The organism is Streptomyces mauvecolor (assembly GCF_039532965.1).
Classification (GTDB): domain Bacteria; phylum Actinomycetota; class Actinomycetes; order Streptomycetales; family Streptomycetaceae; genus Streptomyces; species Streptomyces violascens.
Map to the genome: position 1 here is coordinate 422,616 of NZ_BAAASQ010000008.1, position 26,870 is coordinate 449,485.

The window sequence follows — 26,870 nt, forward strand, 5'->3', positions numbered from 1 at the left end:
CCTGTGGTCCGAGTGGTTGTGGTGGACGACGAACCCATGGTGTGCGGATTCCTCCGTACGATCCTCGGCTCGGCCGCCGACATCGAGGTCGTCGCCGAGGCGCACGACGGGGCGGCGGGCGTGGAAGCGGTGCTGAGCCACCGGCCCGATGTCGTCCTCATGGATCTGCGCATGCCGGGCATGGACGGGATCGCCGCCATCGAGCAACTGGCCCGGCGCGTGGACGCGCCGCCCATCGTGGTGCTCACGACGTTCGACGCCGACCAGTACGTCCTGCGGGCCTTGCGCGCCGGGGCCTCGGGGTTCCTGGTCAAGTCCACCCCGCCGGAGGATCTCATCGGGCTCGTCCGGGTGGCCGCAGAGGGGCACACGGTGCTTTCGCCCGCCGCCGCGCGCCGCCTGATCGCGGCCTCGACCGACGGCCTGTCGGCCCGCGACCGGGCACGCGAACGCGTCGCGCAGCTGACCGAGCGCGAGGCCGAGGTCCTGGCGGGCCTGGGGGAGGGGCTCTCCAACGCGCAGATCGCGGCCCGGCTCTACCTGTCGGAGGCGACCGTCAAGGGCTATGTGTCACGCATGCTCGACAAACTGGAATGCGCCAATCGCACCCAGGCCGGGCTGCTCGCCCAGGAGGCGGGCGTGGTCGCACCGTAACCTCGGTGGGCCAACTCGCCTGATTTCTAAGGCAGTTGGGTCGTCGGCATGTCCGGCCTGCGGATGCGTGTGCGGGGCCGTTCGCCGTCCCCGGACGGCCCGAGCCCGGACACGCCGTGGCAATGCCGGGCTCGGTGCAGGCGGCGGCGGATGCTTGTTTCTGCTCGTTCGATGGGAGCCATTGACAGATACGAGCATCAGTACTGCACTGGCGGGTGCCCTCCGGCAGGCTCGTGCCGGCGGGATCGGCACCTTCCCCTGCCCTCCGACGCATCCCGCCCGGGCCCCAACCGGCCGGGCCAGGAAGGAATCTGTCGTGCCGTCACTTCCCACGCGCCGCCGCAGAGCCGCCGCTCTGGTGGCCGCGCTCCTGGCCGTCCCGCTGACCGCGACCGGGGCTCTGGCCTCCCCGGCCCCCGCGAAGCCCGCGGCCGCCCCCGCCGAGAGCCGGCCGCTCGCCGCCACCCCGCCGATGGGCTGGAACAACTGGGCGCACTACATGTGCGACATCAGCGAACAGACCGTCGTGCACAACGCCGACGCGCTGGTCTCCAAAGGGCTCGCCGCCAAGGGCTACAACACGCTGACCGTGGACGACTGCTGGATGACCAAGAGCCGGGGCAGCGCGGGCGAACTCGTCGCGGACCCGGCGCGGTTCCCGCACGGCATGGCCTGGCTCGGCGACTACCTGCACGCCCGCGGCCTGAAGTTCGGCATCTACGAGGACGCCGGCTCAAGCACCTGCGGCGGCTACCCCGGCAGCGGACAGCCCCAGGGCGGCGGCCCCGACCACTTCGCGCAGGACGCCGCCACCTTCGCCTCCTGGGGCGTCGACTACCTCAAGCTCGACGGCTGCAACCTGTATGCCGCCCCCGGCCAGACCAAGGAACAGGCCTACCGCCAGGCGTACGACGCCGAGGCCGCGGCCCTGGCGGACGCCGGCCGCGACATCGTCTTCTCCGAGTCGGCGCCCGCCTACTTCCAGAGTGGCGAATGGGGCAACCCCGGCTGGTTCTCCGTGCTCTCGTGGGTCGGCAAGGACGGCCAGCTCTGGCGCGAGGGCTACGACATCGCGACGTACGACCCGAACAAGCCCGGCACGAGCCGCTGGTCGAGCGTGCTGACCAACTACGGCTACAACCGCTGGATCGGCCGCTACGCCAAGCCGGGCAACTGGAACGACCCCGACTTCGTGCTCGCGGGGGCGCCCGGCCTGACCGCCGACGAATCGCGCAGCCAGGTGGCGCTCTGGTCGATGATGGCCGCCCCGCTGATCCTCTCCTCCGACGTGGCCGCCCTCAGCCCGGCCGGACTCGCGGCCCTCGGCAACACCGCCCTCGTCGCCATCGACCAGGACAGTCTCGGCCGGCAGGCCGGGGTGGTCTCCACCAACGGCACCACCGACGTCCTGGCCCGCCCGCTGGCGAACGGCGACCGGGCCGTCGCCGTGCTCAACCGGTCCTCCTCCGCGCGGACCGTCTCCACGACGCTCGCCTCGATCGGCCTGCCCGGCTGCAAGGTGGGCGCCAAGGACCTCTGGAGCGGGGCGAGTTCGACCACGTCCTCCGCACTGACCGCGACCGTGCCCGCGCACGGCACCGCCATCTGGCGGCTCACCCCGAACGGCGGCTGCGCCCCCGCGGTGCCCACCGGACAGGTCACCGGCAACGGCGCGAACTGCATGGACGTGTCCAACAGCGGCACCGCGAACGGCACTGCGGTGATCCTCTATCCCTGCACCGGCAACGCCAACCAGCGCTGGACCCTGTCCGGCGACGACACCGTACGGGCGCTCGGCAAGTGCCTGGCCGCGAGCGGCGGCACCGCCGGAAGCGCCGCCGTCCTCTCGGCCTGCACCGGAACCGATGCCCAGCGGTGGACCGCCGACCAGGACGGCGCCCTGGTCAACGCCGGATCCGGGCTCTGCCTCGACGTGTACGGAGGGGGCACGGCGAGCGGCACCAGGCTCGACACCTGGACCTGCGGCGACCACCAGGCCAACCAGACCTGGGCGCTGCCCGTGTGACGGACGGCGTCAGACCGTAGCGGCGAGCTCCTGTCGCACGCTGATCGCATCGAGGCGGATCGTGACCGCCGCGGTGTCCTCGGCGCCCAGCGACAGGAGCTCCGCCTTGTCCGCGCCCACGCTCACCTCGACCCGGAAGGCGACGACGTACAGGTGGCCGCCGGTCTCCTCGTCCTGGAGCGCGAAGAGCAGGTTGTAGAAGTGGCGGGTGCCCTCCGCGGCGTCCTGGAAGGCGAGGTGCGCCGTCCCCTCCTGCTCGCCGAGGCCGAGGAACACCTGGGCCAGCGCGGCATCGGCCCGGTCCCAGAACGCCGGGTTCCCGAACGGCTCGACCAGCGCCTGGCGCACCGCCTGCTTCAGTGTGAGCACCATGACCTGCACCGGAGCGGTCTCCTGAAGACCGAACCCGGGGATGATCTTGACGACCGAGCTGTTCGGCAGCGCCCGGGCCGCCGACCGTACGGCCCCGAAGTCGAAGTCCCCGGCCGCCGGGGCGATCGCCTCCTGGAGCACGGCCTCGGCGGCCCGCGCCTGGTCGAGCGCGTCCGGACCGACTTCGACGACCGCCTTGAAGGCGGCCCTTGTGCTGGTGACCCGGTCAACCATGGCTGCTCCCGCGGGGATTGGAAGTGATGGGCTGGAAGTGATCAATTGCCGACGCGCCAGTATGCACAAGCGGCCCCGAACCGGCAGTTCGGTCTCACATTCCGTACGCGAAGCGACCTGTAGGCGTTTGTGATGCATCAAGTGTGACCGTATGTGACCCCGTTCACGGCTCTGACCTGCATGGACCACGGAAAGTGAGGCCCGTCACTTCGGGTGATTTTTTCGGCATGTTCCCCGCATGCCGGGGCAGGGGCGGTGATGGCCCTGTCCCAGCACCCCATCGGAGGACCCGAACCATGCCCGAGCTTTTCATCGACGGCCAGTGGACCGCCGCCGTCGACGGGCGGACCCGTGAGATCCGGTGTCCGGCCGACGGCACTCCGGTCGCCACCGTCGACGAGGCGGGTCCCAAGGACACCGCCGCCGCCATCGCCGCGGCCCGTGCCGCCTTCGACCACGGCCCATGGCCGAGGACGGCACCGGCCGAGCGCGGTGCGCTCCTGCAGCGCGTCGCGGACCTGCTCGTGCGTGACAGGGAACTCCTCGCGCGGGCGGAGTCCCTCGACACCGGCAAGCGGCTCGTCGAGTCCCGGTACGACATGGACGACATCGCGAACTGCTTCCGCTACTTCGCCGCCCTCGTCGTCGCGCAGGGCGCAGGCCGCGTCGTCGACACCGGGAACCCGGTCGTCGACAGCCGTGTCGTCCAGGAGCCGGTCGGTGTCTGCGGGCTGATCACGCCGTGGAACTACCCGCTGCTCCAGACCGCCTGGAAGGTCGCCCCCGCGATCGGCGCGGGCAACACGTTCGTCCTGAAGCCCAGCGAACTGACCCCGCACACCGCGATCCACCTCATGAAGCTCCTCGACGAGGCGGGTCTTCCGGCGGGCGTCGCCAACCTGGTGCTCGGCGCGGGCGCCGAGGCGGGCGCGCCGCTCGCCGAGCACCCCGACGTCGACCTCGTCTCCTTCACCGGCGGCCTCGTGACCGGCCGCCGCATCATGGCCGCCGCCGCGCCCACCGTGAAGAAGACCGCGCTCGAACTCGGCGGCAAGAACCCCAACGTGGTCTTCGCCGATGTGGCGAAGGACGACGCGAGCTTCGACGCCGCCGTCGACAACGCGCTGACCGCCGTGTTCCTGCACTCCGGGCAGGTCTGCTCGGCCGGCACCCGGCTCCTGGTCGAGGACGCGCTGCACGACCGCTTCGTCGACGAACTCGTGCGCCGCGCCCGGCTGATCCGGCTCGGCGGCCCCTTCGACGAGCGGGCCGAGACCGGACCGCTCATCTCCGCGGCCCACCGCGACAAGGTCGAGGCGTATGTCGCCGCCGGCATCGCGGAGGGCGCCGTGCTGCGCTGCGGCGGCGAACGGCCCGACTCCGCCGATCTGGCAGGCGGTTACTACTACCCGCCGACCATCCTCGACGAGTGCCGGGCCGGCATGAGCGTGGTGCGGGACGAGTCCTTCGGGCCGGTCCTGACCGTCGAGCGCTTCACCGGCGAGGACGAGGCCGTGCGCCTGGCCAACGACACCATCTATGGCCTGGCCGGCGCGGTGTGGACCACCGACGAGTCCAGGGCCCGCCGCGTCGCGGCCGGGCTGCGGCTCGGCACCGTATGGATCAACGACTTCCACCCGTACGTCCCGCAGGCCGAATGGGGCGGCTACAAGCAGTCCGGGACGGGACGGGAGCTCGGGCCCGCGGGCCTGGCCGAGTACCAGGAGACCAAGCACATCTGGCGCAACACGGCCCCCGAACCCCAGCGGTGGTTCGAGAGCTAGCCGCCACCACCCCGGCCGGCCGTCCCCGCGGCCGGCCGGTCACCGCCCCGTGCCCCTCCTGCATCCCTGCCTACTTGGAGTCTGGTCATGAGCATGACGAAGGATGACGACGATCTCCGGGAGTTCGGCTACAGACCCGAACTCAAACGCACCCTCGGCAACTTCCACACCTTCGCCGCCGGCATCAGCTACATCTCGATCCTCACCGGCACCTTCCAGCTGTTCTACTTCGGCTTCGGCTTCGGCGGGCCCGCCTACTGGTGGTCCTGGCCGCTGGTCTTCGTCGGCCAGCTGATGGTCGCGCTGTGCTTCGCCGAACTCGCCGCCAAGTACCCGGTGGCCGGCTCGGTCTACAACTGGGCCAAGAAGCTCGGCGGCCCGCATGTGGGCTGGCTGGCCGGCTGGATGATGCTGGTCGCCTCGATCGTGTCGATCGCCGCCGTGGCGCTCGCCTACCAGGCGACCCTGCCGCAGATCTCCAAGGTCTTCCAGATCGTCGGCGACGGCACCGGCACCTATGACGTCGCCACCAACGCCGTGATCCTCGCGGCGGCGCTGATCCTCTTCACCACCCTGGTCAACGCGTTCGGCGTCAAGCTGATGGCCCGCATCAACACGGCGGGCGTCTTCCTCGAACTCGTCGCCACCGTCGTCCTGATCGTCCTGTTCGCCGTCCACGTCGTCCGCGGCCCCTCCGTCGTGCTCGACACCCACGGCCACGGCGGCAGCGGCAGCTTCGGCTACATGGGCGCCTTCCTCACCGCCGCCCTCGCCTCCGCCTATGTGATGTACGGCTTCGACACGGCCGCGTCGCTGGGCGAGGAGTCCGTCGACCCGTCCCGCAACGCGCCGCGCGCGATCCTGCGGGCGCTGCTCGCCTCGTTCGTGCTCGGCGGCCTGATCCTGATCCTCGCCCTGATGAGCGTCAGCAGCCTCGACGGCAAGGGCATCACCACCGACGGCCTCCAGTACGTCGTGCTCGACGTGCTCGGCGACACCGGCGGCAAGCTGATGCTCTGGTGCGTCCTGATCGCGGTCACCGTGTGCGCGCTCGCCGTGCACACCGCCGCCATCCGCCTCGCGTTCGCGATGTCCCGGGACAACAACCTGCCCGCCGCGTCCCTGATGGCGAAGGTCAGCCCGCGCTTCAAGACCCCCGTGGCGCCCGCCGTCGTCATCGGCGTACTCGCCCTGGTGATCCTCCTGGTGAACATCCGCCAGCCGCAGATCTTCTCGGTGGTCACCAGCATCGGCATCATCATGATCTACGTCGCGTACCTGCTGGTCACGACGCCGATGCTGATCGCCCGGCTGCGCGGCAAGTGGACCCCGGCCGGCGACGGCAAGTTCTCGCTCGGCCGCTGGGGCCTGCCGGTGAACATCGTCGGCGTCGTGTGGGGCGGCTTCATGACCGTCAACCTCGCCTGGCCGCGCGCCGAGGTCTACAACGCCACCGCCCCCTACCACTGGTACCTGCGCTGGGGCGCCTTCCTCTTCGTCGGAGCCGTCCTGCTCGGCGGCTTCGCCTACTACTGGTTCGTCCAGCGCCACCGCACCGGCGTCCTCGCGAGCCATGCCGCATCGGAAACCGAAAGTGAGTCAGACACCCATGTCCACACCTCCCACTGAATCCCCCGTCCCCGCCGAGGAGTTCGACTACGTCGTCGTCGGCGGCGGCACGGCGGGCAACGTGGTCGCGGCCCGGCTCAGCGAGGACCCCACGGTCACGGTGTGCGTCCTGGAGGCAGGCCCCTCCGACGTCGGCGACGACAACGTCCTCAAGCTCGACCGCTGGATGGGCCTGCTCGAATCCGGCTACGACTGGGACTACCCCGTCGAGCCGCAGTCCCACGGCAACAGCTTCATGCGGCACGCCCGCGCCAAGGTGCTCGGAGGCTGCTCCTCGCACAACTCGTGCATCGCCTTCTGGGCACCCGCCGAGGACCTCGACGCCTGGGAGGCGGCGGGCTGTTCGGGCTGGGGAGCCGCCGACATCTTCCCGCTGTACCAGCGCCTGGAGACCAACGACGCCCCCGGCGACCACCACGGCCGCAGCGGCCCGGTGAAGATCCGCAATGTGAAGTCGGCCGACCCGTGCGGCGCGGCTCTGCTCGAGGCGTGTGCCCAGGAAGGCATCCCCACCACGCAGTTCAACGACGGCCGGACCGTGATCCGCGGAGCCAACTGGTTCCAGATCAACTCGGACGAGAACAACATCCGCCAGTCGTCCTCGGTGGCCTACCTCCACCCCGTCATGGATCAGCGGCCCAACCTCGTCGTGCGCACCGGGGTGCGCGCCAAGAAGCTCGTCATCGACGAGAACCGCCGCTGCACCGGCGCCGAGTACCTCGACCCGGACCTCATCCACACCCGCACCGTCACCGCCCGGCGCGAGGTCATCGTGTCCTGCGGCTCGATCGACACCCCGAAGCTGCTCATGCTGTCCGGCATCGGCCCCGCGGCCCACCTGCGCGAGGTCGGCGTGGACGTCCTGGTCGACGCCCCCGGCGTCGGCGAGAACCTCCAGGACCACCCCGAGGGCGTCATCATGTGGGAGGCCAAGCAGCCCATGACGACGGCCTCCACCCAGTGGTGGGAGATCGGCATCTTCGCGGACACCGAGCCCGGCCTGGAGCGCCCGGACCTGATGTTCCACTACGGCCAGGTGCCGTTCGACATGAACACCGCCCGGTACGGCTACCCGACCACCGAGAACGCGTTCTGCCTCACCCCCAACGTGACGCAGGCCAAGTCGCGCGGCACCGTGCGCCTGCGCACCCGCGACTACCGCGACAAGCCGATGGTCGACCCCCGCTACTTCACGCACGAGCACGACGAGCGGGTCATGACGTACGGCCTGAAGCTGGCCCGCCGGATCGCGGCGCAGCCCGCGCTCAGCGGCTGGGCGGGCGCCGAGCTCGCCCCGGGCCCGGACGTGCGGACCGACGACGAACTGCTCGACTACATCCGCAAGACCCACAACACGGTCTACCACCCCGCCTCGACGGTGAAGATGGGCGCCGACGACGACGCGATGGCGCCCGTGGACGCCCGGCTGCGCGTCAAGGGCATCGACGGCCTGCGGGTCTGCGACGGCTCGGTCATGCCGGAGCTGGTCACGGTCAACCCGTGCATCACGACGATGGCGATCGGCGAGAAGTGCGCCGACCTCCTGAAGGCCGACGCCCGCTGACAGGGCCGGACCGGTTCCGGGCCCCCGCACAGGGGGCCCGGGGCTATGCCGGTGGCAGCAGTGGCCCGCAGTCCCACTGCTGGAAGATCAGCCGGGTCTCCACCCGGGCCACCTCGGGCCGCGAGGTGAACTCGTCCAGGACGAGCCGCTGGAGATCCGCCGTGTCGGCGACGGTCACATGCACCAGGTAGTCGTCGGGACCGGTCAGATGGAACAGCGACCGCGACTCCGGCAGCGCCCTGACCCGCTCCACGAACGGACCGATCAGATCACGCCGGTGCGGCCGCACCTGCACGGAGAGCAGCGCCTGCAGCCCCCGGCCCAGCTTGGCCGGATCCACGCGCAGCTGATAGCCGAGGATCACCCCGGTGCGCCGCAGCCGCGCGACGCGGTCCAGGCAGGTGGAGGGCGCCACCCCGACCTCGGCGGCGAGATCGCGGTAGGTCGTGCGGGCATCGTTCTGCAGAAGGCGCAGAATGTGCAGATCCACCGGGTCCAGTACGACGGATTCGGCCATGGCCCGAACGTAACACGGGGTACGGCTCCGGGGGCCCGGTGACTGTTCACAGTGGGCGCATGGACGCCGACACCACCCCCGTGGACGCCAACACCGTGGACACCCTCGCCGTGCACGCGGGCCGCGAAGACCTCGCCGCCCTCGGCCTGCACGCCCCGCCGATCGACCTGTCGACCACCTACCCCTCGTACGACAGCAGGGGCGAAGCGGCCCGCATCGACGCCTTCGCCGCGACCGGCGAGGCCCCCGAGGGCCCGCCGGTCTACGGCCGGCTCGGCAACCCCACCGTCGCCCGCTTCGAGGCGGCCCTGGCCCGCCTGGAGGACACCGAGGCGGCCGTCGCCTTCGCCAGCGGAATGGCCGCCCTGTCCGCCGTGCTGCTCGCCCAGCACACCACGGGCCTGCGCCACGTCGTCGCCGTACGCCCCCTGTACGGATGCAGCGACCACCTCCTGACCGCGGGGCTCCTCGGCAGCGAGGTCACCTGGACCGATCCGGCGGGCGTCGCGGACGCGATCCGGCCCGACACCGCCCTGGTCATGGTGGAGAGCCCCGCCAACCCGACCCTTGCCGAGGTCGACCTGGAGGCGCTCGCCGAGGCCTGCGGCACGGTGCCGCTGCTCGTCGACAACACCTTCGCGACCCCGGTGCTCCAGCGCCCCGCCCGCAGCGGCGCCCGCCTCGTGCTGCACAGCGCGACCAAGTACCTCGGCGGCCACGGCGACGTGCTCGGCGGAGTCGTCGCCTGCGACGAGGCCTTCGCCCGCCGGCTGCGCCAGATCCGCTTCGCCACCGGCGGCGTCCTGCACCCGCTCGCCGGCTACCTGCTGCTGAGGGGCCTCGCGACCCTGCCCGTCCGGGTGCGCGCCGCGTCGGCGACCGCCGCCGAACTCGTGGCGCGCCTGGCCGCCGACCCCCGCGTGCTGCGCGTCCACTACCCGAAGGTGGGCGGCGCCATGGTCGCCTTCGAGACGCTCACCGACCCGCACGACGTGATCGCCCGGGTCCGCCTGATCACCCCGGCCGTCAGCCTCGGCAGCGTCGACTCCCTCATCCAGCACCCGGCCTCGATCAGCCACCGCATCGTGCCCGAGGACGACCGCGCCTCCTCCGGCGTCAGCGACCGCCTGCTGCGCATGTCGGTCGGCCTGGAGGACGTCGAGGACCTGTGGCGCGACCTCGACCGGGCGCTGGGCTCCACGCTCTCGACTCGGGCTGTGCATACGGGAGTTCACGCCGCCGAGGAGCCTCTGCTCGCCGACGCCTGAGCGGGCTGGAGGCAGGGGCCTCAGCGGGACGTCTTGTTCCGGGTGAACTCGTCCTTGCCTCCGCCGTCCCAACTGACCTCCAGCGTGGAGCCGTTGAGCTTCGCCGTGCCCTTGGTGCGGGCCGTGTTGCCGTCCGGGCACTTGAGCAGCAGCGTCGCCGAACCGGCGGCGCTGTTCGCCGTTCCGCTGCACAGGTGCTCGCCGAGCACGGACGCGTTCTTGCCCTTGACGACGAGGGCGACGGGCTTGCCCTGGGTCACCGCGACCCAGTCGCCGTCGATACCGCCGCTGCCGGCCGAGGGCGTGGCTCCATGTCCCGCGCTGCGGGAGGGAGTTGTGGAACCCGTCCCGGCGGGCGTCCCGGCGGGCGAGCTGCTCGCCGCCTGCCCCTTGCCCGACGACGGCTTGTCGGAGGCCTTGTCCGAGCCGCCGCTGCTGCACCCCGAGACGAGAAGGACACCGGCGAGCCCCATGGAGGCGAGGCCGGTGGTACGCAAGAACCTGTGCACTGCTGATCGTCCCCTTGCGAACGCGATTTCCGGACGCGTCAAGCTACCAGCCGCCCGTCCCGCGTGCCGGAACCTCTTCCGTACCTGAACACTTGACGGGCCCGCCGGGGACTCCTAACTTCACACCTTGAAGAAAGCCGTGAACCCCTCGCGTCACGCGTGACGCCCTCCCGCACCTCGTAACTCCTCCCGTACACCCCCCACTTACTCCGTGCACCCCGCGGTACAGGATGGACGTATGAGAACTTCCGGATCCCCCACCCGGCCCCCGCACCCCAGAACCCGGACCGCCCCGCTGCTCGCCCTCGGCGCCCTGCTCGCCTCCCTCGTCTCCGCGACCGCCCTCGCCCCCGCCGCGCAGGCCGCGGCCCTGCCGACGGGCTGGGTCACGGTGGCCGCCAAGCACAGCGGCAAGTGCGTGGACGCGGCCGCGGCGGGCACCGCCGACGGCACCGCGGTCCAGCAGTACGCCTGCAACGCGAGCACCGCACAGCAGTGGCAGTTCCAGCCGACGAGCGACGGCTATGTGCGGGTCGACAACCGCAACGACGCGAGCAAGGCGTGGGACGTCACCGACGTCTCGGCCGCCGATTCCGCCCCGGTGCAGCTGTGGTCGTACGGTGGCGGCGCCAACCAGCAGTGGCTGCCGGTCCAAGAGGCGGGCGGCACCTATCACTTCGTCAACCGCAACAGCGGCAAGTGCCTGGACGTGCCGGGCGCCTCGACGGCGGACGGTGCCCGCATCCAGCAGTACGCCTGCAACGGAACCGCGGCCCAGTCCTTCGGTCTCGATGCCTCGGGCGACCCCCAACCACCCGCCGGGACACCGGACTTCGGGCCGAACGTCACGGTCTTCGACCCGTCGATGTCCGCCTCCGCCATCCAGGGCCGGCTCAACCAGGTCTTCGCCCAGCAGGAGAAGAACCAGTTCGGCGCGCAGCGCTACGCCCTGCTCTTCAAGCCCGGCACCTACTCCGCCGACGCCAACGTCGGCTTCTACACCCAGGTCGCAGGGCTCGGCCTCTCGCCCGACGACGTCACCATCAACGGCGCCGTGCACGCCGAAGCCGACTGGTTCCAGGGCAACGCGACCCAGAACTTCTGGCGCTCCGCCGAGAACCTCTCGGTCAACCCCACCGGCGGCGGCGACCGTTGGGCGGTGTCACAGGCCGCCCCCTACCGTCGCATGCACGTACGCGGCGACCTCCAGCTCGACGACGGCGGCTGGTCCAGCGGCGGGTTCATCGCCGACTCGAAGATCGACGGACAGGTGCGGTCCGGCTCGCAGCAGCAGTGGCTCTCCCGCAACACCCAGTGGGGCAGCTGGAACGGCGCCAACTGGAACATGGTGTTCGTCGGCGACGTCAACGCCCCCGCCAACACCTTCCCCAACCCGCCCTACACCACGGTCGCCCAGTCACCCGTGACCCGCGAGAAGCCCTTCCTGTACGTGGACGGCGCGGGCGCGTACAAGGTGTTCGTGCCCGCCCTGCGGACCAACACCCAGGGCACGACCTGGGCGGGCGGCAACCAGCCCGGCAGCTCGCTCGGGATCGACACCTTCTTCATAGTGAAGCCGGGCGCCACCGCCGGTGACATCGACCAGGCCCTCGCCCAGGGAAAGAACCTGCTGTTCACACCCGGTGTCTACCATCTCGACCAGACCCTGGACGTCACCCGGCCGGACACCGTCGTGCTCGGCCTGGGACTTGCCACCCTCGTCCCCGACAACGGCATCACCGCGATGGATGTGGCCGACGTGGACGGCGTGAACGTGGCCGGTCTCCTCATCGACGCGGGCACCACCAACTCGGGCACATTGATGAGGGTCGGCCCGAGCGGCGCGACCGCCCGGCACAGCGCCGACCCGACCTCACTGCACGACGTGTTCTTCCGCATCGGCGGCGCCGGCGTCGGCAGGGCGACCCAGAGCCTCGTCGTCAACAGCTCGGACGTCATCGGCGACCACATGTGGCTGTGGCGGGCCGATCACGGCAGCGGCGTCGGCTGGACCAGCAACACCGCCGCCAACGGGCTGACCGTGAACGGGAACAACGTCACCATGTACGGCCTGTTCGTCGAGCACTACCAGCAGCACCAGGTCATCTGGAACGGCAACGGAGGCCGCACCTACTTCTTCCAGAACGAGATGCCCTACGACCCGCCCGGACAGGGCTCCTGGATGAACGGCTCCACGCGCGGCTACGACGCGTACAAGGTCGCGAGCAATGTGACCAGCCACGAAGCCTGGGGGCTCGGCAGCTACTGCTACTTCAGCGCCGACCCCTCGGTCGTCGCCGACCGGGCCTTCGAAGCACCCACCGCCTCCGGGGTCCGCTTCCACGACATGGTGACGGTCTCCCTCGGCGGCACCGGAACCATCGGCCATGTCATCAACAACAGCGGAGGACCCTCCAACTCCGCGAGCAATGTGGCCAACCTGGTCTCGGGACCGTAGAGGAACCGGTCAGGAGTCGAGGGTGATCCGGACGGCCACCGTGCCGCTCGCGCCGCGCCGCAGCCGGCTGGCGAGCAGGGTGAGCCGTCCGAACACCCCGTACTTGCGGCGCAGCAGCGCCCGGCAGGCGTCGGTGGCGGCCGCGTCGCAGATCACGGCGGTCGCCGGGTGCTGCTCGCCCGTGGGGTTGCCGCGCACGTCGCACGGCCCGGCAAGGACCTCGGGCCGGTTACGGATGCGCTTGACCTTCCAGGAGTCGGCGACTGTCCAGATCACCAGGGCGTCGCCGTCCCGGACGACCCACACCGGGGTGGCGACGGCCGTGCCGTCCTTCTTGTAGGTCGTGACGAGGAGGTACTTGCCGGCGCCGAGCCGGTCCAGCACGTCGGCACTCATGACGCCATCCTTGAACTCGCGAAGCGGGTGGGAGGCCTTTGTAGCAGGTGGCTGCCCACCGCGGCGCGTCGAGTTCCGGCCGGGGCGACCCCGCAGGCGCTGGCCGGCCACCCGTGTTCCGGCCTGCGGCCGGGCACACTGTCCCGTACCCCAACGCCCCCTACGGCCGCCGGCCTCCCCGTCTGCCACTCCCTGACCGGAAGCCGACTTGACGCCCCCGAGCCCCGGTCCAAAGGCACACCGGGGCGCGGCGCCCACTGCGACGATGGGAAGGCACGCCCGTGCGGTGACGAACGCACCCCTGTTCGTCACCGCACCGGCAGGCCTCTCGGTGACGAACGCACACCTCCCGAATGACAGGAGCGGACCGTTGGCGACCAGCTCTGACCACCCGACCGACCCCACCCCCTCACCGCTGAACCGGCTCCTCTACGGCCATGTCTGCTCGGCGGCGGTCCGGGCCGTGGCCGTGCACCGCATCCCCGACCAGTTGGCCGACGGCCCCCGCACGGCCGACGATCTCGCCGCGAGCGCCGGCCTGCACGCCGATTCCCTGCGGCGCGTCCTGCGTCTGCTCGCCATGCACGGGCTCTTCACCCAGGACGAGAAGGGCACCTTCGGGCTGACAGAGGCGGGCCAGGCGCTGCGCACCGACGTGCCCGGCTCGCAGCACGCGGCGGCCCTGTTGATCACCGACGACATGTTCCGCCGGGCCGCCGACGGACTTCCGGACGCGTTGCGGACCGGCACGACGCCCTTCGAGGCCGTCTACAAGGTCCCGTTCTTCGCCCATCTGGCAGGATCGCCCGATGCCCAGCACCTCTTCGACTCCGGGATGAACGAGATGTCCGGCCAGGGCGACGACCTCCTCGCGGGGAGCTATCCGTTCCCCGGCAGCGGCACCGTGGTCGACGTCGGCGGCGGCCGGGGCGGATTCCTGCGCGCGGTGCTCAGCCGAGAACCCGCCCTGACCGGCGTGCTGTTCGACCAGCCGGACACCGTGGCCGACCATGTGCTCGACGCCGAGGAGGTACGCGGACGCTGGAGTGTGGCGGGCGGCGACTTCTTCTCGGAGGTACCGGCCGGCGGCGACCTCTACGTTCTCAAGCGCATCCTGCACGACTGGAACGACGAGGACTGCCTGCGCATTCTGGGCTCGATCCGCCGGGCCGCCGCCCCGGGCAAGCGGCTCCTCGTGGTCGACGCGGTCCTGCCCGACAACGGGGACCCGCACCCGGCGGTGGAGGTGGACGTCATCATGCTGATGCTGGTGAGCGGCCGGGAGCGTACGGCCAAGGAGTTCGAGGACCTCTTCACCCGGTCCGGATTCAAGCTGAACCGCATCCTGCCGACCCCGTCACCGGCCTCGCTCATCGAGGCGGAGGCGGTGTGAGCGCGCCGCGCTGACGGCCCGCCCCTCAGAAGGCCGTCGCCAGGTTGCGTACGAACAGGGCGACGACGCCGACGAGGGCGAGGATGATCAGCCAGGACGCCAGGCCGGTGTGCCGACTTGTGCGCACCGGCCTCCGGGGCCGGTTGGCGCCCTTGCCCTTCTTCGGCCTGCCGGGTCTTGGCTGCCTGGTCACGGGCGCGGGCCCCGCCGCGGCCTCGGCGAGCAATCTCCGGCAGACAGCGGCGAGTTCGGCTGTGCCGTCGGCGAGACTGGCCACCGCCTCGGAGCGCGCCGGGGCGGTGGTGCCCCCGTCGAGGATCCGGCCCGCGCGGATGAGGACCTGGTCCTGGCCGCCGGTGGGGGAGAGGCTGATCCAGCGCTCCACATGTGCCCCGCGGATGACCACACTGCCCGACCGTTCGCGGTACAAGGTGTGCTCCCGCCACAGCAGTTCCGCCAACTCGCCTGCCGTGTCCCGCAGTTGTGCGCTCACGCTTCCCCCGTCGTCCCTGGACAATCGAACAAGCATGGCACTCTAGCGGCAGCCGGTGCGCCTAGCGAACCGGCTCCGCCTCACTGCGCCGGTTCGACTTCGAGGTAGTGGTGGCGGCGCGGCCCCCGGTACTCCAACGCCACCCACCCCAGCGGCCGCAGCGCGGCGGCGCAGCGCCGGAGCGACTCGTTCGCCGCGTACTCGGCACCGCTGCCGGGCGGCCCGAGCCACTCGACGCGGACGGCGGCGGCCCCTTCGGTGGCGCTGACACGGTAGCCGGTGGCGCACCGCCTGCCCTCCTCGTCGACGGCGGACGGGTCGATGCCCGCCGCCTCCAGGGCGAGCGCGACCGCCCGCACCGCCTGGAGCCGCTCCCACTGCGCGGGGCCCGAGGCGTTCATGACCCGGCGGATGTGCAGCAGCCCGTCGAAAGCGGCGCGCACGGCCGCATCCCGGCCTGCGTCCGGGGAGGGCACGGGTCCGTCCCCGGTGGCCGCCTCGAATGGTCCCGCCATGTGCCCACCTCCCTGAACTCCCAGCATGCTGGCCGCCGTCGTACGGTGTCGAGCCGGAGGTCAGCGCCCGCCGGCGACCCTGAGGATCGCGCCGCTGGTGTACGAGGCGTCGGGCGACAGCAGCCATGCGACGGCGGCGGCGATCTCGGAGGCCTCGCCGGGGCGGCCGAGCGGGATGGCCGACGCCATCCTGGCCGGCCGGTCGGGGTCGCCCATCGTGGTGTGCATGTCGGTGTCGATGATGCCCGGGGCCACCGCGTTGACCCGGATGCGGTCCGGGCCGAGTTCCTTGGACAGGCCGACGGTCAGGGCGTCGGTGGCCGCCTTGGAGGCGGCGTAGTGGACGTAGTCGCCGGGGCTGCCCAGCGTGGCCGCCGCGGACGAGATGTTGACGATGGCGCCTCCGCCGTTCGCCGCCATGTCGCGGGCGGCCCGTCGGCAGCAGAGCAGATACCCGAGGACGTTCACGTCGACCACCCGGCGCAGATCCTCGGTGCGGGTCTCGGCCAGGCGGCCGAGCGGGCCGGTCACCCCGGCGTTGTTGACCAGGCCGGTCACCGGCCCGAGTTCGGCCGCGACAGTGTCGAACAGCCGCTCCACATCCGCCTCTTGAGAGGTGTCGGCCCGCACGGTGACACAGCGGGCCCCCGCCGCACGCACCGCTTGGGCGGCCTCTTGCGCGGCCGCGTCGTTGCTGACGTACCCGAGCGCCAGGTCGTGCCCGTCCGTCGCGAGGCGGACGCAGGTCGCCGCCCCGATTCCCCGACTGCCGCCTGTGACGATGGTGACCGGACGTGACACGTGCTGCCTCCCGTGCTTGCTGGTGTGTGCATGTACTCGACAGCAAGTCCTATCGCACGAGCGGCAGATCGCCGACAGGACCCCCCGGCCGGGTGAGGGGGAGAGGCGGGCTCGCGTGGCGGGCGCGGGAAGTCGGGCATCCGTTGTGCACGCGCTGCAGGTGTGTCGCAAAGCCACTCATCGGCGCAGGTTGTGCCGACCACTGTGTGGCTCGCACACGACTATTCGCGCAGGCGGTGTGGGCGGGCACATGGCCCGCGCTCCCCGCGCACTCAGCCCTCCGCGCAGGCCGCCTCGTCCGTGCCCGTTGCCATCGGGCCCTGTGCGGCGTCGAGGCCCTCGGTGAGGGTGGCAAGGAGCGTGCGCAACGTGTGGAAGTCCTCCGGAGGGAGATTGACGGCCCGCGCGATGTGGTGCGGTACCGCCAGCGCGCGTTCCCGCAGCGCCGTGCCCTGTTCCGTGAGGCGGACGGTGACGGAACGCTCGTCCGCCCGGCTGCGGTGGCGCTGCACGAAGCCCGCCGATTCGAGGCGCTTGAGCAGCGGCGACAGCGTCCCCGAGTCGAGGCGCAGCTTCTCGCCGATGCTCTTGACCGGCAGTTCCCCGTGCTCCCAGAGCGTCAGCATCACCAGGTACTGCGGATAGGTGAGCCCCAGGTCCTTCAGGAGCGTGCGGTAGACGCCGTTGAAGGCGCGCGATGCCGCGTGCAGCGAGAAGCAGAGCTGGAGGTCGAGCCGCAGATAGTCCTCGTCGTGCGGGCGGTCGGGGGGCGTGGTCACCATGCGGCCAGGCTAACACGTCACGCCATTTAGTTGTGCACAACTTAATTGTGTGCTTCAGTTGGTTCTGGGCAGCCGAGGCTTCCCCGTACGGAGCCGCACCGGCTCCGTACGGACGGACACGAGAGGAACCCGATCCCATGGACGCGCTCTACACCGCAGTGGCGACCGCCAACGGCCGCGAAGGCCGCACCGTCAGCTCCGACGGCCAGCTCGACCTGCCGCTCGCCTTCCCGCCGGCCCTCGGGGGCAACGGCCAGGGCACCAACCCGGAGCAGCTCTTCGCCGCCGGCTACGCGGCCTGCTTCGCCAGCGCGATGGGCTCCGTCGCCCGCCAGCTGAAGCTCGACGTCAAGGACGTCTCGGTGACCGCCGAGGTCGGCATCGGCAAGGACCCCGCCGACGGCGGCTTCGGCATCGGCGTCGTCATGCGCGTCGAGCTCCCCGAGCACCTGGAGGGCGAGAGCGGCGCCAAGCTCGTCGAGCTGACCCACGCGGCCTGCCCGTACTCCAAGGCGACCCGCGGCAACATCCCGTTCGAGATCGTCATCGAGTAGCGGCCCGCTTGTGCCCGCGCGCCGGGTCAGGGGCGCTCGGCCAGCAGGCCGCGGTACCACGCGAGCGTGGCGTCGAGGGTGTCGCCCATCGGAATCGGCTCCGTGCGGAACGCGGCCTCGAAGGCGCCCGAGCTCACGATCTGCGGCTCGGTGTGCTGGTAGAACATCTCGGCGTACGCGTCCATGAAGACCTGGTCGAACGGGCCGAAGGGGCGCGGCTCGTCGAGCGTGACGATCTTCAGCGGGCGGCCGACCCGGTCCTCGATCATCCCGAGTACCTCGCGGGTGGTCAGGGCCGACGCCGTCGGGAGGTGCCAGACCCGGCCGTCGCCGTGCGGGCTCTCGCCGAGGGTGGCGAGCCCGGCGGCCACCGCGCGGATGTCGGTGTAGCTGTGCGGCAGGTCGATGTCGCCGAGCGTCAGCACTTCGCCGCCGGTCAGCGCCCCGGGGAAGACGGCCGCGCCGAGCGTCGAGTTGAGCACCCCGGGGCCGACGAAGTCGGCGGACCGGCCGAGCACCACCGAAGCGCGCGCCTCGCGGTGTGCGGCCAGGTACTTCTCGTCGAGCTCGGCGCGCATCCGGCCCTTGAGGGCGGTGGCGTGCCACGGCGTGTCCTCGGTCATGACCTCGCCGTGCGTCTCGCCGTACGGGTAGAGCGTGTCGAGCACGACCAGGCGCGCGCCCTCCGCCTCCACGGCCCCCAGGACGGCCGCCTGGATGCGGGGCATGACCTCGACCTGGAGCTGGTAGGCGACGTTGACGCAGTGGTAGACGACCCCGGCTCCGCGGATGGCCGCAGCGGCCCCCTCGGCCGATGCGACGTCGCCCTTCACCCGGTCGACTCCCGCTATCTCGGGGCCGGTTCCGGACCGGTCGACGAGGCGGACGGGGTGGCCGCGGCGCGCGAGCTCGGTGGCCACCGCCGTGCCGGCCGGGCCCGAGCCGAGAACCACGTGGAGGTTGCTTTCCGTGTGCGGCATGTCGATTCCCCTCATGGCCGGGACGGCGTCAGCCCCCGGCTCCGTTATGTGCAGTGCCGATAGTTAGAGACTGTAACGGCGGTGTGTGTTTGACGCAATGAGGAGAAGGGAGTGCGCCGCGGTTGTGCCGTTTCTGGGGCGTGATGCGGCCTGTGGAAGTCCGGTGCGGCACAGCGCCCGAAAGGGCGCGGGGCAGTGACATCGTGCGGCTCCGCCGCGATGGGGGTGCCCTCCTGTTCGAGCGGAGCCGAGAAATCGGGGGAGCGCCCGGCCCCCGCCGGCCCGCAGACGAAGCACTCCACTCCCCGCGGACCCGGAGCCGCCCGGCCGCGGCCACGACTTACGCGGCCGGCGCCCCCGGCGGCGTCGTGCCCTCGCCCGCCGCCGCGAGCCGCGCGGACAGCGGGGCGGCGATGTCCTCCAGGGACTTGCCCTCCGCGTCGATCGCGAGGAACGCGGCCACCACCCCGGCCGCCGTCATCAGCGCCGCGCCGATGCCGAAGGCGATGACCGCGTCGCCGACCACCCCGCTGGACGTCAGCGCCGAGAAGACCAGCGGCCCCGAGATGCCGCCCGCGGCCGTACCGAGCGCGTAGAAGAAGGCGATCGCCATCGCCCGCGTCTCCATCGGGAAGATCTCGCTCACCGTGAGGTACGCGGAGCTGGCACCCGCCGACGCGAAGAACAGCACCACACACCAGCACACCGTCATCGTTGTGGCATTGAGCCACCCCTGGGCGAAGAACCACGCCGTGACGAAGAGCAGCAGGCCCGACAGCACATACGTACCGGCGATCATCCTGCGGCGGCCGACCGTGTCGAAGAGCTTGCCGAGCAGCAGCGGGCCCAGGAAGTTGCCGAAGGCGATCACGGCGAAGAAGTAGCCGGTGGTGCCGCTGGAGACGTCGAAGAACTTCACCAGGATCGAGCTGAACCCGAACGTGATCGCGTTGTAGAGGAAGGCCTGCCCGATGAACAGGGCGAAGCCGAGCACCGCCCGTTTGGGGTAGGCCTTGAACAGGGTGCGCGCGATCTCGACGAAGCCCACGCTCTCGCGCTGCTCGATGGTGATCGACCGCCCCGGCGGCGGAAGCCGCTCACCGGTCTGCTCCTCCACCTCGTGCTCCACGTCGTCGAGCAGTTGCTCAGCGCCTTCCTCGCGGCCGTGGATGAACATCCACCGCGGGCTCTCCGGTACGTGCCGCCGCACCAGCAGGATGACGAGACCGAGCACCACACCCAGGGCGAAGGTGAGCCGCCAGCCGACGTCCTTCGGCAGGATGCCGGTGTTCAGCGCGACGACCGACAACAGCGCCCCGCCCATCGCGCCGAGCCAGTAGCTCCCGTTGATGATGAGGTCCACCCGGCCGCGGTACCTGCTCGGGATCAGCTCGTCGATGGCCGAGTTGATGGCCGCGTACTCGCCGCCGATGCCGAACCCGGTCAGGAAGCGGAACAGGAAGAACCACCACGCCGAGAAGGACAGCGCGGTCATCGCGGTGGCGGCGAGATACACCGCGAGGGTGACCAGGAACAGCTTCTTGCGCCCGAACCGGTCGGTCAGCCAGCCGAAGAACAGCGCCCCGGAACAGGCCCCCGCCACATACAGTGCGGCGCCCAGGCCCGTGACCTGGGCGTCCGTGATCGCGAGCCCGCTGCCGTGCTCCGAGAGCCGGCTCGCGATGTTCCCGACGACGGTGACCTCGAGGCCGTCCAGGATCCACACGGTGCCGAGACCGATCACGATCATCCAGTGCCAGCGCGACCACGGCAGCCGGTCCAGCCTCGCCGGTACCTGGGTCGTGATGGTCCGCGGACCCGGGCCCCGCACCGCGCTGCTCATGAACTGCCTCCTGCCGCCGCGAGCCGAAACCCCACCTGCCGGACGCGAGTACCCGGCGCTCACCGGACATACTCCCCGCAATCGCCCGCACCCAGTCGGACCCGAACAGGTGGCGCGCCCGCAGCGGCGGCGGCTCTCAGGCGGAGGGCACAGAGTCCTCGTCCTGGGTCAACTCCAGTGCAGTGAAGGTGTGTTGGGCCCACATGTGGCGGGAGGTCTCCTGTGGGTACGGCACGGTGTGCGGCTCGGTCGTGAACACCCGGGTCAGCCGGCCGTCGGTGCGGTAGCGGGCCCAGCCCGGGTCGCCGTGTGTCGCGAACGCGGTCCACGCGCTGCCCATCGCGTCCGAGACGGCCTCGGCCTCGGCCGGCGGTTCCTCGCCGAGCACCATCGTGGCGATCCCGCCGCGCAGCGTGCCGAACACCAGCGGCACGTCGAGCCCGTGGCAGGCGCCGAGCACACCGCCCAACGCCGGTGCCTCCCACGCCAGTTCATAGGCGTACGTGGTGCCGCCGCCCACCGCGTGCGCCTCGGCCAGCTGCAGGCTCGGCATCCGGAACAGCCAGTCCGACATGACCAGGTCCTGCATCGTGGTCGGGTCGGCCTCCGGGAAGCTCGCCCGGTAGGCCGCCACACCCTCGGGGCCGGGGGCGAACCTCGCCAGGGTGGTGTCGGCCTCCTCCCGCGTGACCTTTCCGTAGCGGCCCGCCATCACCGTGAACAGCCGTGCCTCGTCCCGGGTGTGACCCGCGATCAGCTCGACGTCGCGGCTGTGGCCGGCGCGCAGCGCCTCCCAGGGCGAAGTCGGCAGCACCTCTCCGTCGACCACCGGCGAGAACGGGAGGTGGGCATGGGCGATCAGGCCCCAACGCGCCCCGTACTGCGAGATCTTGCCGAGCACCGCGTCCGCCGCGTCCCGCAGCGCCTTGGGCGACACCGGAGCCAGCGCGTCCAGGGTCGCGGGCAGGCCGAGCTCGGCGGCCACGCCCGCGCCGACGTCCGCGGCCAGCGCCGCGCTGAAGACCGTGCCGGGGACGCTCTGTGCCACGGCGCGGTGGAAAAGACCGGCCGCCCTCGGCATCGCGAGCAGCGCGGCGATCGCGCCCGCCCCCGCGGACTCGCCGAAGACCGTCACCCGGTCCGGGTCGCCGCCGAACCCCGCGATGTTGTCCCGGACCCACTCCAGGGCGGCGACCTGGTCGAGCAGCGCCCGGTTGGGCACCGCGCCCTCGAAAAGGCCGTACCCCTCGGCGCCCACCCGGTGGTTGAACGTCACCACGACCGTGCCCCGACGGGCCAGGGCCGTCCCGTCGTAGGTGGGCCCGTCGGCGGAGCCGACCAGGTAGGCCCCGCCGTATATCCACACCATGACCGGCAGCCGGGCCGCCCCGCTCGGATCCGGCGACCAGACGTTGACCGTCAGCCACTCGTCCGAACCGTTCGGGCTCTCGGGGCGCGAGCCGAACCCCAGGCCGAGCGACTGCGGGGGAGTGGGGCCGAACGAGAGGGCCTCGCGCACGCCGTCCCACGGCAGGGCGGGCACCGGCGGGGCCAGGTGGAGCGGGCCGACGGGCGGCTGGGCGAACGGGATGCCGCGGAAGACGGCCATGCCGTCCGCGACGCGTCCGCGGACGGTTCCGGAGGTCGTACGGATCTCGGGTGCGCGCGTGGGTCCGGTCATGCGATGTCCCTTCTCGGCAGCGGGACTCCACGATACGGAGCCGAGGAAGGGAGGGGGCGAGGGGATACCGTCGGATACGTCATGTGGTCCAACTCGCCATGATTCACGGGTGGTTGGGGCCAGGGCGAAGGAGGGTGGCGGGCGGATCGTGGCCCGCCCGCCGTGGCCCGGCTACGGCACCTCGCGCAGGTACAGGGCCCCGCAGGTGTGACAGAAGGGGCGGGCGCGGTCCGTACCCCAGGCGTCGTCGGGCAGTTCCTCGGTGCCCTCGGGCAAGCCGCGTCCACACATGACCTGTTCCTCGTCGCCGCGGACCATGTGCCATTCCTTGAGGGTGCCGTCGGGAAGTCGTTCGGCAACGATGCGATGGCGCACTGGTGGCTCCTCATCCGTGTCGGGCCGCGCCCGGCCGCCCGGCCGCGGACGCCGGGTACGCCCCGGCCATTCGACACTGTCACCGGTACCACGCCGACGCATGCGGAACACCCGCCGAAGGTGACACGGCGGGTCTCATCGCACGGCGTGCTCCAGGAGCGTGTCGGCCATGGCGCGGGCCCGGTGGGCCGGGGCCGGCCCGGGGGCGAGGGCGGCGACAGCGGTGGCCCCCTCGACGAGGATCATCAGCTGGGCGCCCAGCGCGTCCGGGACCCCCGCGGCGGCCGCCAGCTCGTTCAGGACCCGCTGGAGCTCGGCCTTGTGGCGGCGGGCCACATCGTTCACTGCGGCCGGTGTGTCGCCGAGCTCTCCGAGTGCGTTGAGGAAGGCGCAGCCCCGGAAGGCGGGCTCGCCGAACCACTCGGCCAGCCAGTCGAAGACCGCGAGCACCTGCTCGCGCGGGTCTCCATGTGCGGCCGCCACATGGCGGCGAAGGCCGGCCGTCCAGCGCTGGTCGTGCCGGTCCAGATAGGCGGCGACGAGCGCCTCCTTCGCTGGGAAGATCCGGTACAGCCGCTTCAGCGGCACCTGCGACTCGGCGCGGATGCGGTCCATCCCGACCGCCTGCACCCCGTGGGTGTAGAACAACGCGTCGGCCGCGTCGAGCAGCCGCGCCCGCGCCTCGTCGTCATCCATCACGCCACCCGTCCGACCCATGACCCCTGACTCATGACTCCATTATGACTTGCGCAGAGAACGCACGTTCTCTACGGTGTGGCACCACGGCGAGAACGATCGTTCTCGACCAGTGCCGGGCCGCCGGGCCGTGCTCATCCGCCGAGTCGATCGGAGCTGCTGTGACTGCCGACGTACGCCCGCCCGTACCCCCGTTCACCGAGGAGAGTGCCCGCGCCAAGGTGCGGGCCGCCGAGGACGCCTGGAACTCCCGGGACCCGGAGAGGGTCGCCCTCGCCTACACCGAGGACTCGGTGTGGCGCAATCGCGACCGGTTCCTGACCGGCCGCGAGGAGATCCGCGCCTTCCTCGCCGACAAGTGGCGGCGCGAGCTGGACTACCGGCTCCGCAAGGAACTCTGGGCCTACACCGGCAACCGCATCTCGGTCCGGTTCGTGTACGAGTGCCGCGACGCGCAGGGCCAGTGGTGGCGCAGCCACGGCAACGAGCAGTGGGAGTTCGACGACGCGGGCCTGATGCGCCGCCGCGAGGCCAGCATCAACGACGTGCCGATCGACGAGGCCGACCGCCGCCTGCGCTGAACCGGTGGTCACGCCCAGTCGATGCCCAGCCGGGCGAGCGCGCTGCGCTGGGTGTGGCTGAGCCCCGCGCGCCGGCTCTTGGTGTTCGAGTACCAGATGCCGAGCTTCACGACGGTGCCGTCCGGCAGGGTCTCCTCGTGGCCCCGGGGAATGGTGGTGCGGGCTTCGCGCCGGACGTACTGCCCGAGCGCCGCGAGGCCCCGCGTGAAGGCGGCCGGCATCTTGGCCGGGCCGGTCCTCGCGTCCGGGCGGGGCGGCTTCGCGGGCCCCAGGCCCAGCGCGGACAGCCGGTCCCGCTGGGGCTTGGACAGGGCGCGCCAGTCCTGGCGCTGCCGCTCGGCCCAGCGGCCGAGGTCGTCGCCGTCGAAGGTCACCCCGGGCAGGATGTCGGGGAGCGAGCCGTCAGCGGCGACGAGGTCGCGCAGCACGGCGTACTGCCGCTGCCAGTCGAGCGGCCAGGGGCAGTTCCAGTCGGGGTCGATCGAGGCGAGCTGTGCCTCCCGGCGCGCCGCCCGCTCCGGGTCCTTGCCGAGCCCGCCCTTCCTGCGCAGATTGGCCAGGTGCTGCCCGACCGGCTCGTCCAGCCAGACGGCGTCCTGCCGGGGCGCCAGATGGCTGTGGGCGCGATGGAAGGCGCGGAACGCCGCCAGTTTGCCCTCCCACGCCTCGTCGCCCGGCTCCCACACCATCCCCGCCTCGTCGAGCCGGAGCCTGCGGTGCTCGTCGAGTTCGCCGGCCCGCAGCGCCCGCCGCTGCTGCGCGACCCACCGGCCGAGCGGGAACCGGGTGACGCCCAGGGCCACTTCGGTGTCGTACGGGACGGACATCAGCCCGGTGTAGTGGTGCTCGGCGCGCCAGCGGCGCAGCGCGCCAAGGCCCTCCAGCCACACCAGGGACTCGGGTCGGTAGACGCGGGTGCGCAGGAACGCGGCGACGGTGGCCGCGTCGCGCGGCGTCGAGAAGCGCAGGAGCGGGTTGTCGTCGGTGTCGTCGACGATGCGGCCCCCGCTGTCGCGGCGCAGGTGCGGATGGCGGCCGCTGTCGGACGCACGGGTCAGCGCATGCGAGGCCAGCTGCTCGACGAGCCGTTCGTCGTGCGAGCGCAGCCCCTGCAGGACCGCCACGAGTGGCGCGTAACTCGCCGAGGCGATCATGTCCTCCGGGTCCTCGTCGCGGCCGAGGAAGACGGGCACCAGGATCCGGGCGGTCTTGGTGGTGCCGTCCGGGTTGGGCCGCAGCGCGCGGCCGATGTTCTGGACGATCTCGACCTGGGAGCCCCGGGTGTCGGCGAAGCAGATGGCCTCCACCCCGCGCGCGCCGACGATGTCCACACCCTCGCCGAGCACCCGCACACTCGCGAGGAACGCGCGGTGCACACGGCGTCCCTCGGCATCGGTGCCGTCCGCGAACTGCCGCAGCACCTCCCGCCGTTCGGACACCAGATGGTCCCCGCACAGCCACGCGGCCCATACCCGGTCCGGCGGGACATGGCGGTCCGGTTCGAGCTCGTACGGCTCGGCCGGGGAGGGCGGAAGCTTCGCGGCCCGGCGCCGCGCCCCGGCGCTGACCTCGCCCGTGTACAGCTCGGCGGCCGTCTGCGGAAGCCGGGCCGCGAAGGCCTTGGCCTCCTCGACACGGTGGTGGAACGTCATCACGGTGTGCAGGTCGTGCGCCGCCGCGTGTTCCAGGAGCGCGGTCTGGAGCAGGGCCAGGCGCCGCCCCCGCCGCTCCTCCTCGGAAGCCCGGGCGCGTGGCGGCGCCGGGTCGCGGATCTCCAGTACGTCGATCTCGAATCCGGCCAGGATGCCGCGCTCGACCGCCTCGGCGAGCCCGAGCTGGACGATCTGGCGCCCATAGGTGGCCGAGTCCGCCGTCATGCTGGCGATCTCCAGCTCCCGGCCGTCCCTTCCGTGCGGCGGCCGGGGCGCGGCGAGGATACGCGGCGTGGCCGTCAGGTACAGCCTCCGGCCGGCCGGGATGCGGGCCTGGTCGTGGACGGCCGCCCAGGGGCGCCCGGTGTCGCCGGCTGTGCGGTGCGCCTCGTCGACCACGGCGAGGTCGAACGGGTCGAGCCGCTGCCCGAACATCGACCCGCCGCCCTTCAGGGCCAGTTCGAGCGGTCCCGGCACCTTCTCCACGCCGGGCAGGGCCCCTTCCTCCGGGTCGTCCCGCTCCACCAGGGAGGCGTACGTGGCGAGCACGACGGCGGGACCCCGGCCCGCCCACAGGGCCAGCTGGATGGGGTTGGTGGTGCACCGCACCCCCAGCCCGTCCAGGACCTCGTCCGTCTCCAGGGAGCACACCGCGACCATGGGGGAGCGGTGGCCCACCGCACGCCAGGCCCGCGCGGTCTGCACCAGCAGGTCGAGGGTGGGTACGAGCACCAGGATCCGGCCGCGCGGAAACATCTCCAGCGCGGCCGACGCGGCGGTGTAGGTCTTGCCGCTGCCCGTCGCGGACACGACGGTGGCCCGGGCCCCGCTCCCGGGCACGGCGGTGCGCGCCGGGAAGCCGAACTCGGCGAGGATCCGCGCCTTCGCGTCCACCTGGTGCTCACGGAGCCTGATCACGCACGCCCACCGTTCCTCGTCGCTGCCCGCGGCCACGTGGGCCGCCCGGAGAAGGAAAACACTAAGCCCCGCGCCAGTGGCCGAGAGTGGCTCGTCCGTTCGGTGCAGTGCGCAGGGCCAAGATCGTTCGCCGGGAGGATCTGCCCGGACCGGGCCCCTTGCGACAGTTGATGCCCAGTTCGCCCGATCGAAGGG

At 71.7% G+C, this 26,870-nt stretch carries 24 protein-coding genes; 10 read left to right on the forward strand and 14 right to left on the reverse strand.

Annotation, left to right across the window (positions count from 1 at the left end; genetic code table 11):
* Positions 1-3 precede the first annotated feature (3 nt).
* Entirely contained in the window at positions 4-654 is a 651-nt protein-coding gene (locus ABD346_RS09825; protein ID WP_344373856.1) for a response regulator, read from the forward strand.
* A gap of 316 nt (positions 655-970) precedes the next feature.
* Positions 971-2,680 carry a glycoside hydrolase family 27 protein gene (locus ABD346_RS09830; protein WP_344373857.1) on the forward strand — a complete coding sequence of 570 codons (1,710 nt, stop codon included), beginning with the start codon at positions 971-973 and terminating at the stop codon, positions 2,678-2,680.
* A 9-nt stretch (positions 2,681-2,689) separates the two neighbouring features.
* Here the strand turns inward: ABD346_RS09830 and ABD346_RS09835 are convergent, their stop codons facing one another.
* Positions 2,690-3,286, reverse strand: coding sequence for a Type-2Aa cytolytic delta-endotoxin (locus tag ABD346_RS09835; RefSeq protein ID WP_344373858.1), 597 nt, complete (start codon positions 3,284-3,286; stop codon positions 2,690-2,692).
* A 296-nt stretch (positions 3,287-3,582) separates the two neighbouring features.
* On the opposite strand from ABD346_RS09835, the gene ABD346_RS09840 reads away from it, so the two are divergent.
* From ABD346_RS09840 to ABD346_RS09850, 3 genes are all read left to right on the forward strand, one after another.
* A complete protein-coding gene (locus ABD346_RS09840) occupies positions 3,583-5,070 on the forward strand; it encodes an aldehyde dehydrogenase family protein (RefSeq protein ID WP_344373859.1) in 1,488 nt (495 codons plus the stop codon).
* An 87-nt stretch (positions 5,071-5,157) separates the two neighbouring features.
* Positions 5,158-6,699, forward strand: a complete 1,542-nt coding sequence (locus tag ABD346_RS09845) for an APC family permease (RefSeq protein WP_344373860.1) — start codon at positions 5,158-5,160, stop codon at positions 6,697-6,699.
* Entirely contained in the window at positions 6,680-8,263 is a 1,584-nt protein-coding gene (locus tag ABD346_RS09850; RefSeq protein ID WP_344373861.1) for a GMC family oxidoreductase, read from the forward strand. The genes ABD346_RS09845 and ABD346_RS09850 overlap by 20 nt, the downstream gene beginning before the upstream one ends.
* 43 nt (positions 8,264-8,306) lie before the next feature.
* Here the strand turns inward: ABD346_RS09850 and ABD346_RS09855 are convergent, their stop codons facing one another.
* On the reverse strand, positions 8,307-8,780 hold the full coding sequence (locus tag ABD346_RS09855; protein ID WP_189960324.1) for an Lrp/AsnC family transcriptional regulator: 474 nt from the start codon (positions 8,778-8,780) through the stop codon (positions 8,307-8,309).
* Positions 8,781-8,839: 59 nt separating this feature from the next.
* Here ABD346_RS09855 and ABD346_RS09860 point away from each other — a divergent pair, with 59 nt between their 5' ends.
* Entirely contained in the window at positions 8,840-10,048 is a 1,209-nt protein-coding gene (locus tag ABD346_RS09860) for a trans-sulfuration enzyme family protein (RefSeq protein WP_344373863.1), read from the forward strand.
* 20 nt (positions 10,049-10,068) lie between these two features.
* Here ABD346_RS09860 and ABD346_RS09865 read toward each other — a convergent pair whose 3' ends face one another.
* Positions 10,069-10,557, reverse strand: coding sequence for a tol-pal system YbgF family protein (locus ABD346_RS09865; protein WP_344373864.1), 489 nt, complete (start codon positions 10,555-10,557; stop codon positions 10,069-10,071).
* 238 nt (positions 10,558-10,795) lie between these two features.
* Between ABD346_RS09865 and ABD346_RS09870 the strand changes: the two genes are divergently transcribed.
* Entirely contained in the window at positions 10,796-13,015 is a 2,220-nt protein-coding gene (locus ABD346_RS09870; protein WP_344373865.1) for an RICIN domain-containing protein, read from the forward strand.
* 9 nt (positions 13,016-13,024) lie between these two features.
* Here the strand turns inward: ABD346_RS09870 and ABD346_RS09875 are convergent, their stop codons facing one another.
* Positions 13,025-13,411 (reverse strand): PPOX class F420-dependent oxidoreductase, encoded by a 387-nt coding sequence (locus tag ABD346_RS09875; protein ID WP_344373866.1) that lies wholly within the window; start codon positions 13,409-13,411, stop codon positions 13,025-13,027.
* A gap of 370 nt (positions 13,412-13,781) precedes the next feature.
* On the opposite strand from ABD346_RS09875, the gene ABD346_RS09880 reads away from it, so the two are divergent.
* Positions 13,782-14,804 carry a methyltransferase gene (locus tag ABD346_RS09880; protein WP_344373867.1) on the forward strand — a complete coding sequence of 341 codons (1,023 nt, stop codon included), beginning with the start codon at positions 13,782-13,784 and terminating at the stop codon, positions 14,802-14,804.
* Between the two features lie 25 nt (positions 14,805-14,829).
* Here the strand turns inward: ABD346_RS09880 and ABD346_RS09885 are convergent, their stop codons facing one another.
* From ABD346_RS09885 to ABD346_RS09900, 4 genes are all read right to left on the reverse strand, one after another.
* Positions 14,830-15,297: a hypothetical protein gene (locus tag ABD346_RS09885; protein WP_344373868.1), complete on the reverse strand. Its 468-nt coding sequence runs from the start codon at positions 15,295-15,297 to the stop codon at positions 14,830-14,832.
* Between the two features lie 80 nt (positions 15,298-15,377).
* Positions 15,378-15,812, reverse strand: a complete 435-nt coding sequence (locus ABD346_RS09890) for a hypothetical protein (RefSeq protein WP_344373869.1) — start codon at positions 15,810-15,812, stop codon at positions 15,378-15,380.
* A gap of 60 nt (positions 15,813-15,872) precedes the next feature.
* On the reverse strand, positions 15,873-16,613 hold the full coding sequence (locus ABD346_RS09895; RefSeq protein ID WP_344373870.1) for an SDR family NAD(P)-dependent oxidoreductase: 741 nt from the start codon (positions 16,611-16,613) through the stop codon (positions 15,873-15,875).
* 272 nt (positions 16,614-16,885) lie between these two features.
* Positions 16,886-17,395 carry a MarR family winged helix-turn-helix transcriptional regulator gene (locus ABD346_RS09900; RefSeq protein ID WP_344373871.1) on the reverse strand — a complete coding sequence of 170 codons (510 nt, stop codon included), beginning with the start codon at positions 17,393-17,395 and terminating at the stop codon, positions 16,886-16,888.
* A gap of 137 nt (positions 17,396-17,532) precedes the next feature.
* Between ABD346_RS09900 and ABD346_RS09905 the strand changes: the two genes are divergently transcribed.
* Positions 17,533-17,949, forward strand: a complete 417-nt coding sequence (locus ABD346_RS09905; protein ID WP_189960312.1) for an organic hydroperoxide resistance protein — start codon at positions 17,533-17,535, stop codon at positions 17,947-17,949.
* Positions 17,950-17,975: 26 nt separating this feature from the next.
* Here the strand turns inward: ABD346_RS09905 and ABD346_RS09910 are convergent, their stop codons facing one another.
* The 5 genes from ABD346_RS09910 to ABD346_RS09930 form a co-directional block, all read right to left on the reverse strand.
* Positions 17,976-18,929, reverse strand: coding sequence for an NAD-dependent epimerase/dehydratase family protein (locus ABD346_RS09910; RefSeq protein ID WP_344373872.1), 954 nt, complete (start codon positions 18,927-18,929; stop codon positions 17,976-17,978).
* Positions 18,930-19,269: 340 nt separating this feature from the next.
* Positions 19,270-20,772 (reverse strand): MFS transporter, encoded by a 1,503-nt coding sequence (locus ABD346_RS09915; protein WP_344373873.1) that lies wholly within the window; start codon positions 20,770-20,772, stop codon positions 19,270-19,272.
* 136 nt (positions 20,773-20,908) lie between these two features.
* On the reverse strand, positions 20,909-22,453 hold the full coding sequence (locus ABD346_RS09920; protein WP_344373874.1) for a carboxylesterase/lipase family protein: 1,545 nt from the start codon (positions 22,451-22,453) through the stop codon (positions 20,909-20,911).
* A gap of 171 nt (positions 22,454-22,624) precedes the next feature.
* On the reverse strand, positions 22,625-22,828 hold the full coding sequence (locus ABD346_RS09925) for a hypothetical protein (protein WP_189960308.1): 204 nt from the start codon (positions 22,826-22,828) through the stop codon (positions 22,625-22,627).
* A 135-nt stretch (positions 22,829-22,963) separates the two neighbouring features.
* Complete coding sequence (locus tag ABD346_RS09930; protein ID WP_344373875.1) at positions 22,964-23,524, reverse strand: TetR/AcrR family transcriptional regulator; 561 nt, start codon at positions 23,522-23,524, stop codon at positions 22,964-22,966.
* 161 nt (positions 23,525-23,685) lie between these two features.
* Between ABD346_RS09930 and ABD346_RS09935 the strand changes: the two genes are divergently transcribed.
* The gene (locus ABD346_RS09935) at positions 23,686-24,105 is read left to right on the forward strand and encodes a DUF1348 family protein (RefSeq protein WP_344373876.1); all 420 of its coding nucleotides are present in this window, start codon (positions 23,686-23,688) and stop codon (positions 24,103-24,105) included.
* An 8-nt stretch (positions 24,106-24,113) separates the two neighbouring features.
* Here ABD346_RS09935 and ABD346_RS09940 read toward each other — a convergent pair whose 3' ends face one another.
* Positions 24,114-26,675 (reverse strand): DEAD/DEAH box helicase, encoded by a 2,562-nt coding sequence (locus ABD346_RS09940; protein ID WP_344373877.1) that lies wholly within the window; start codon positions 26,673-26,675, stop codon positions 24,114-24,116.
* Between the last annotated feature and the right edge of the window lie 195 nt (positions 26,676-26,870).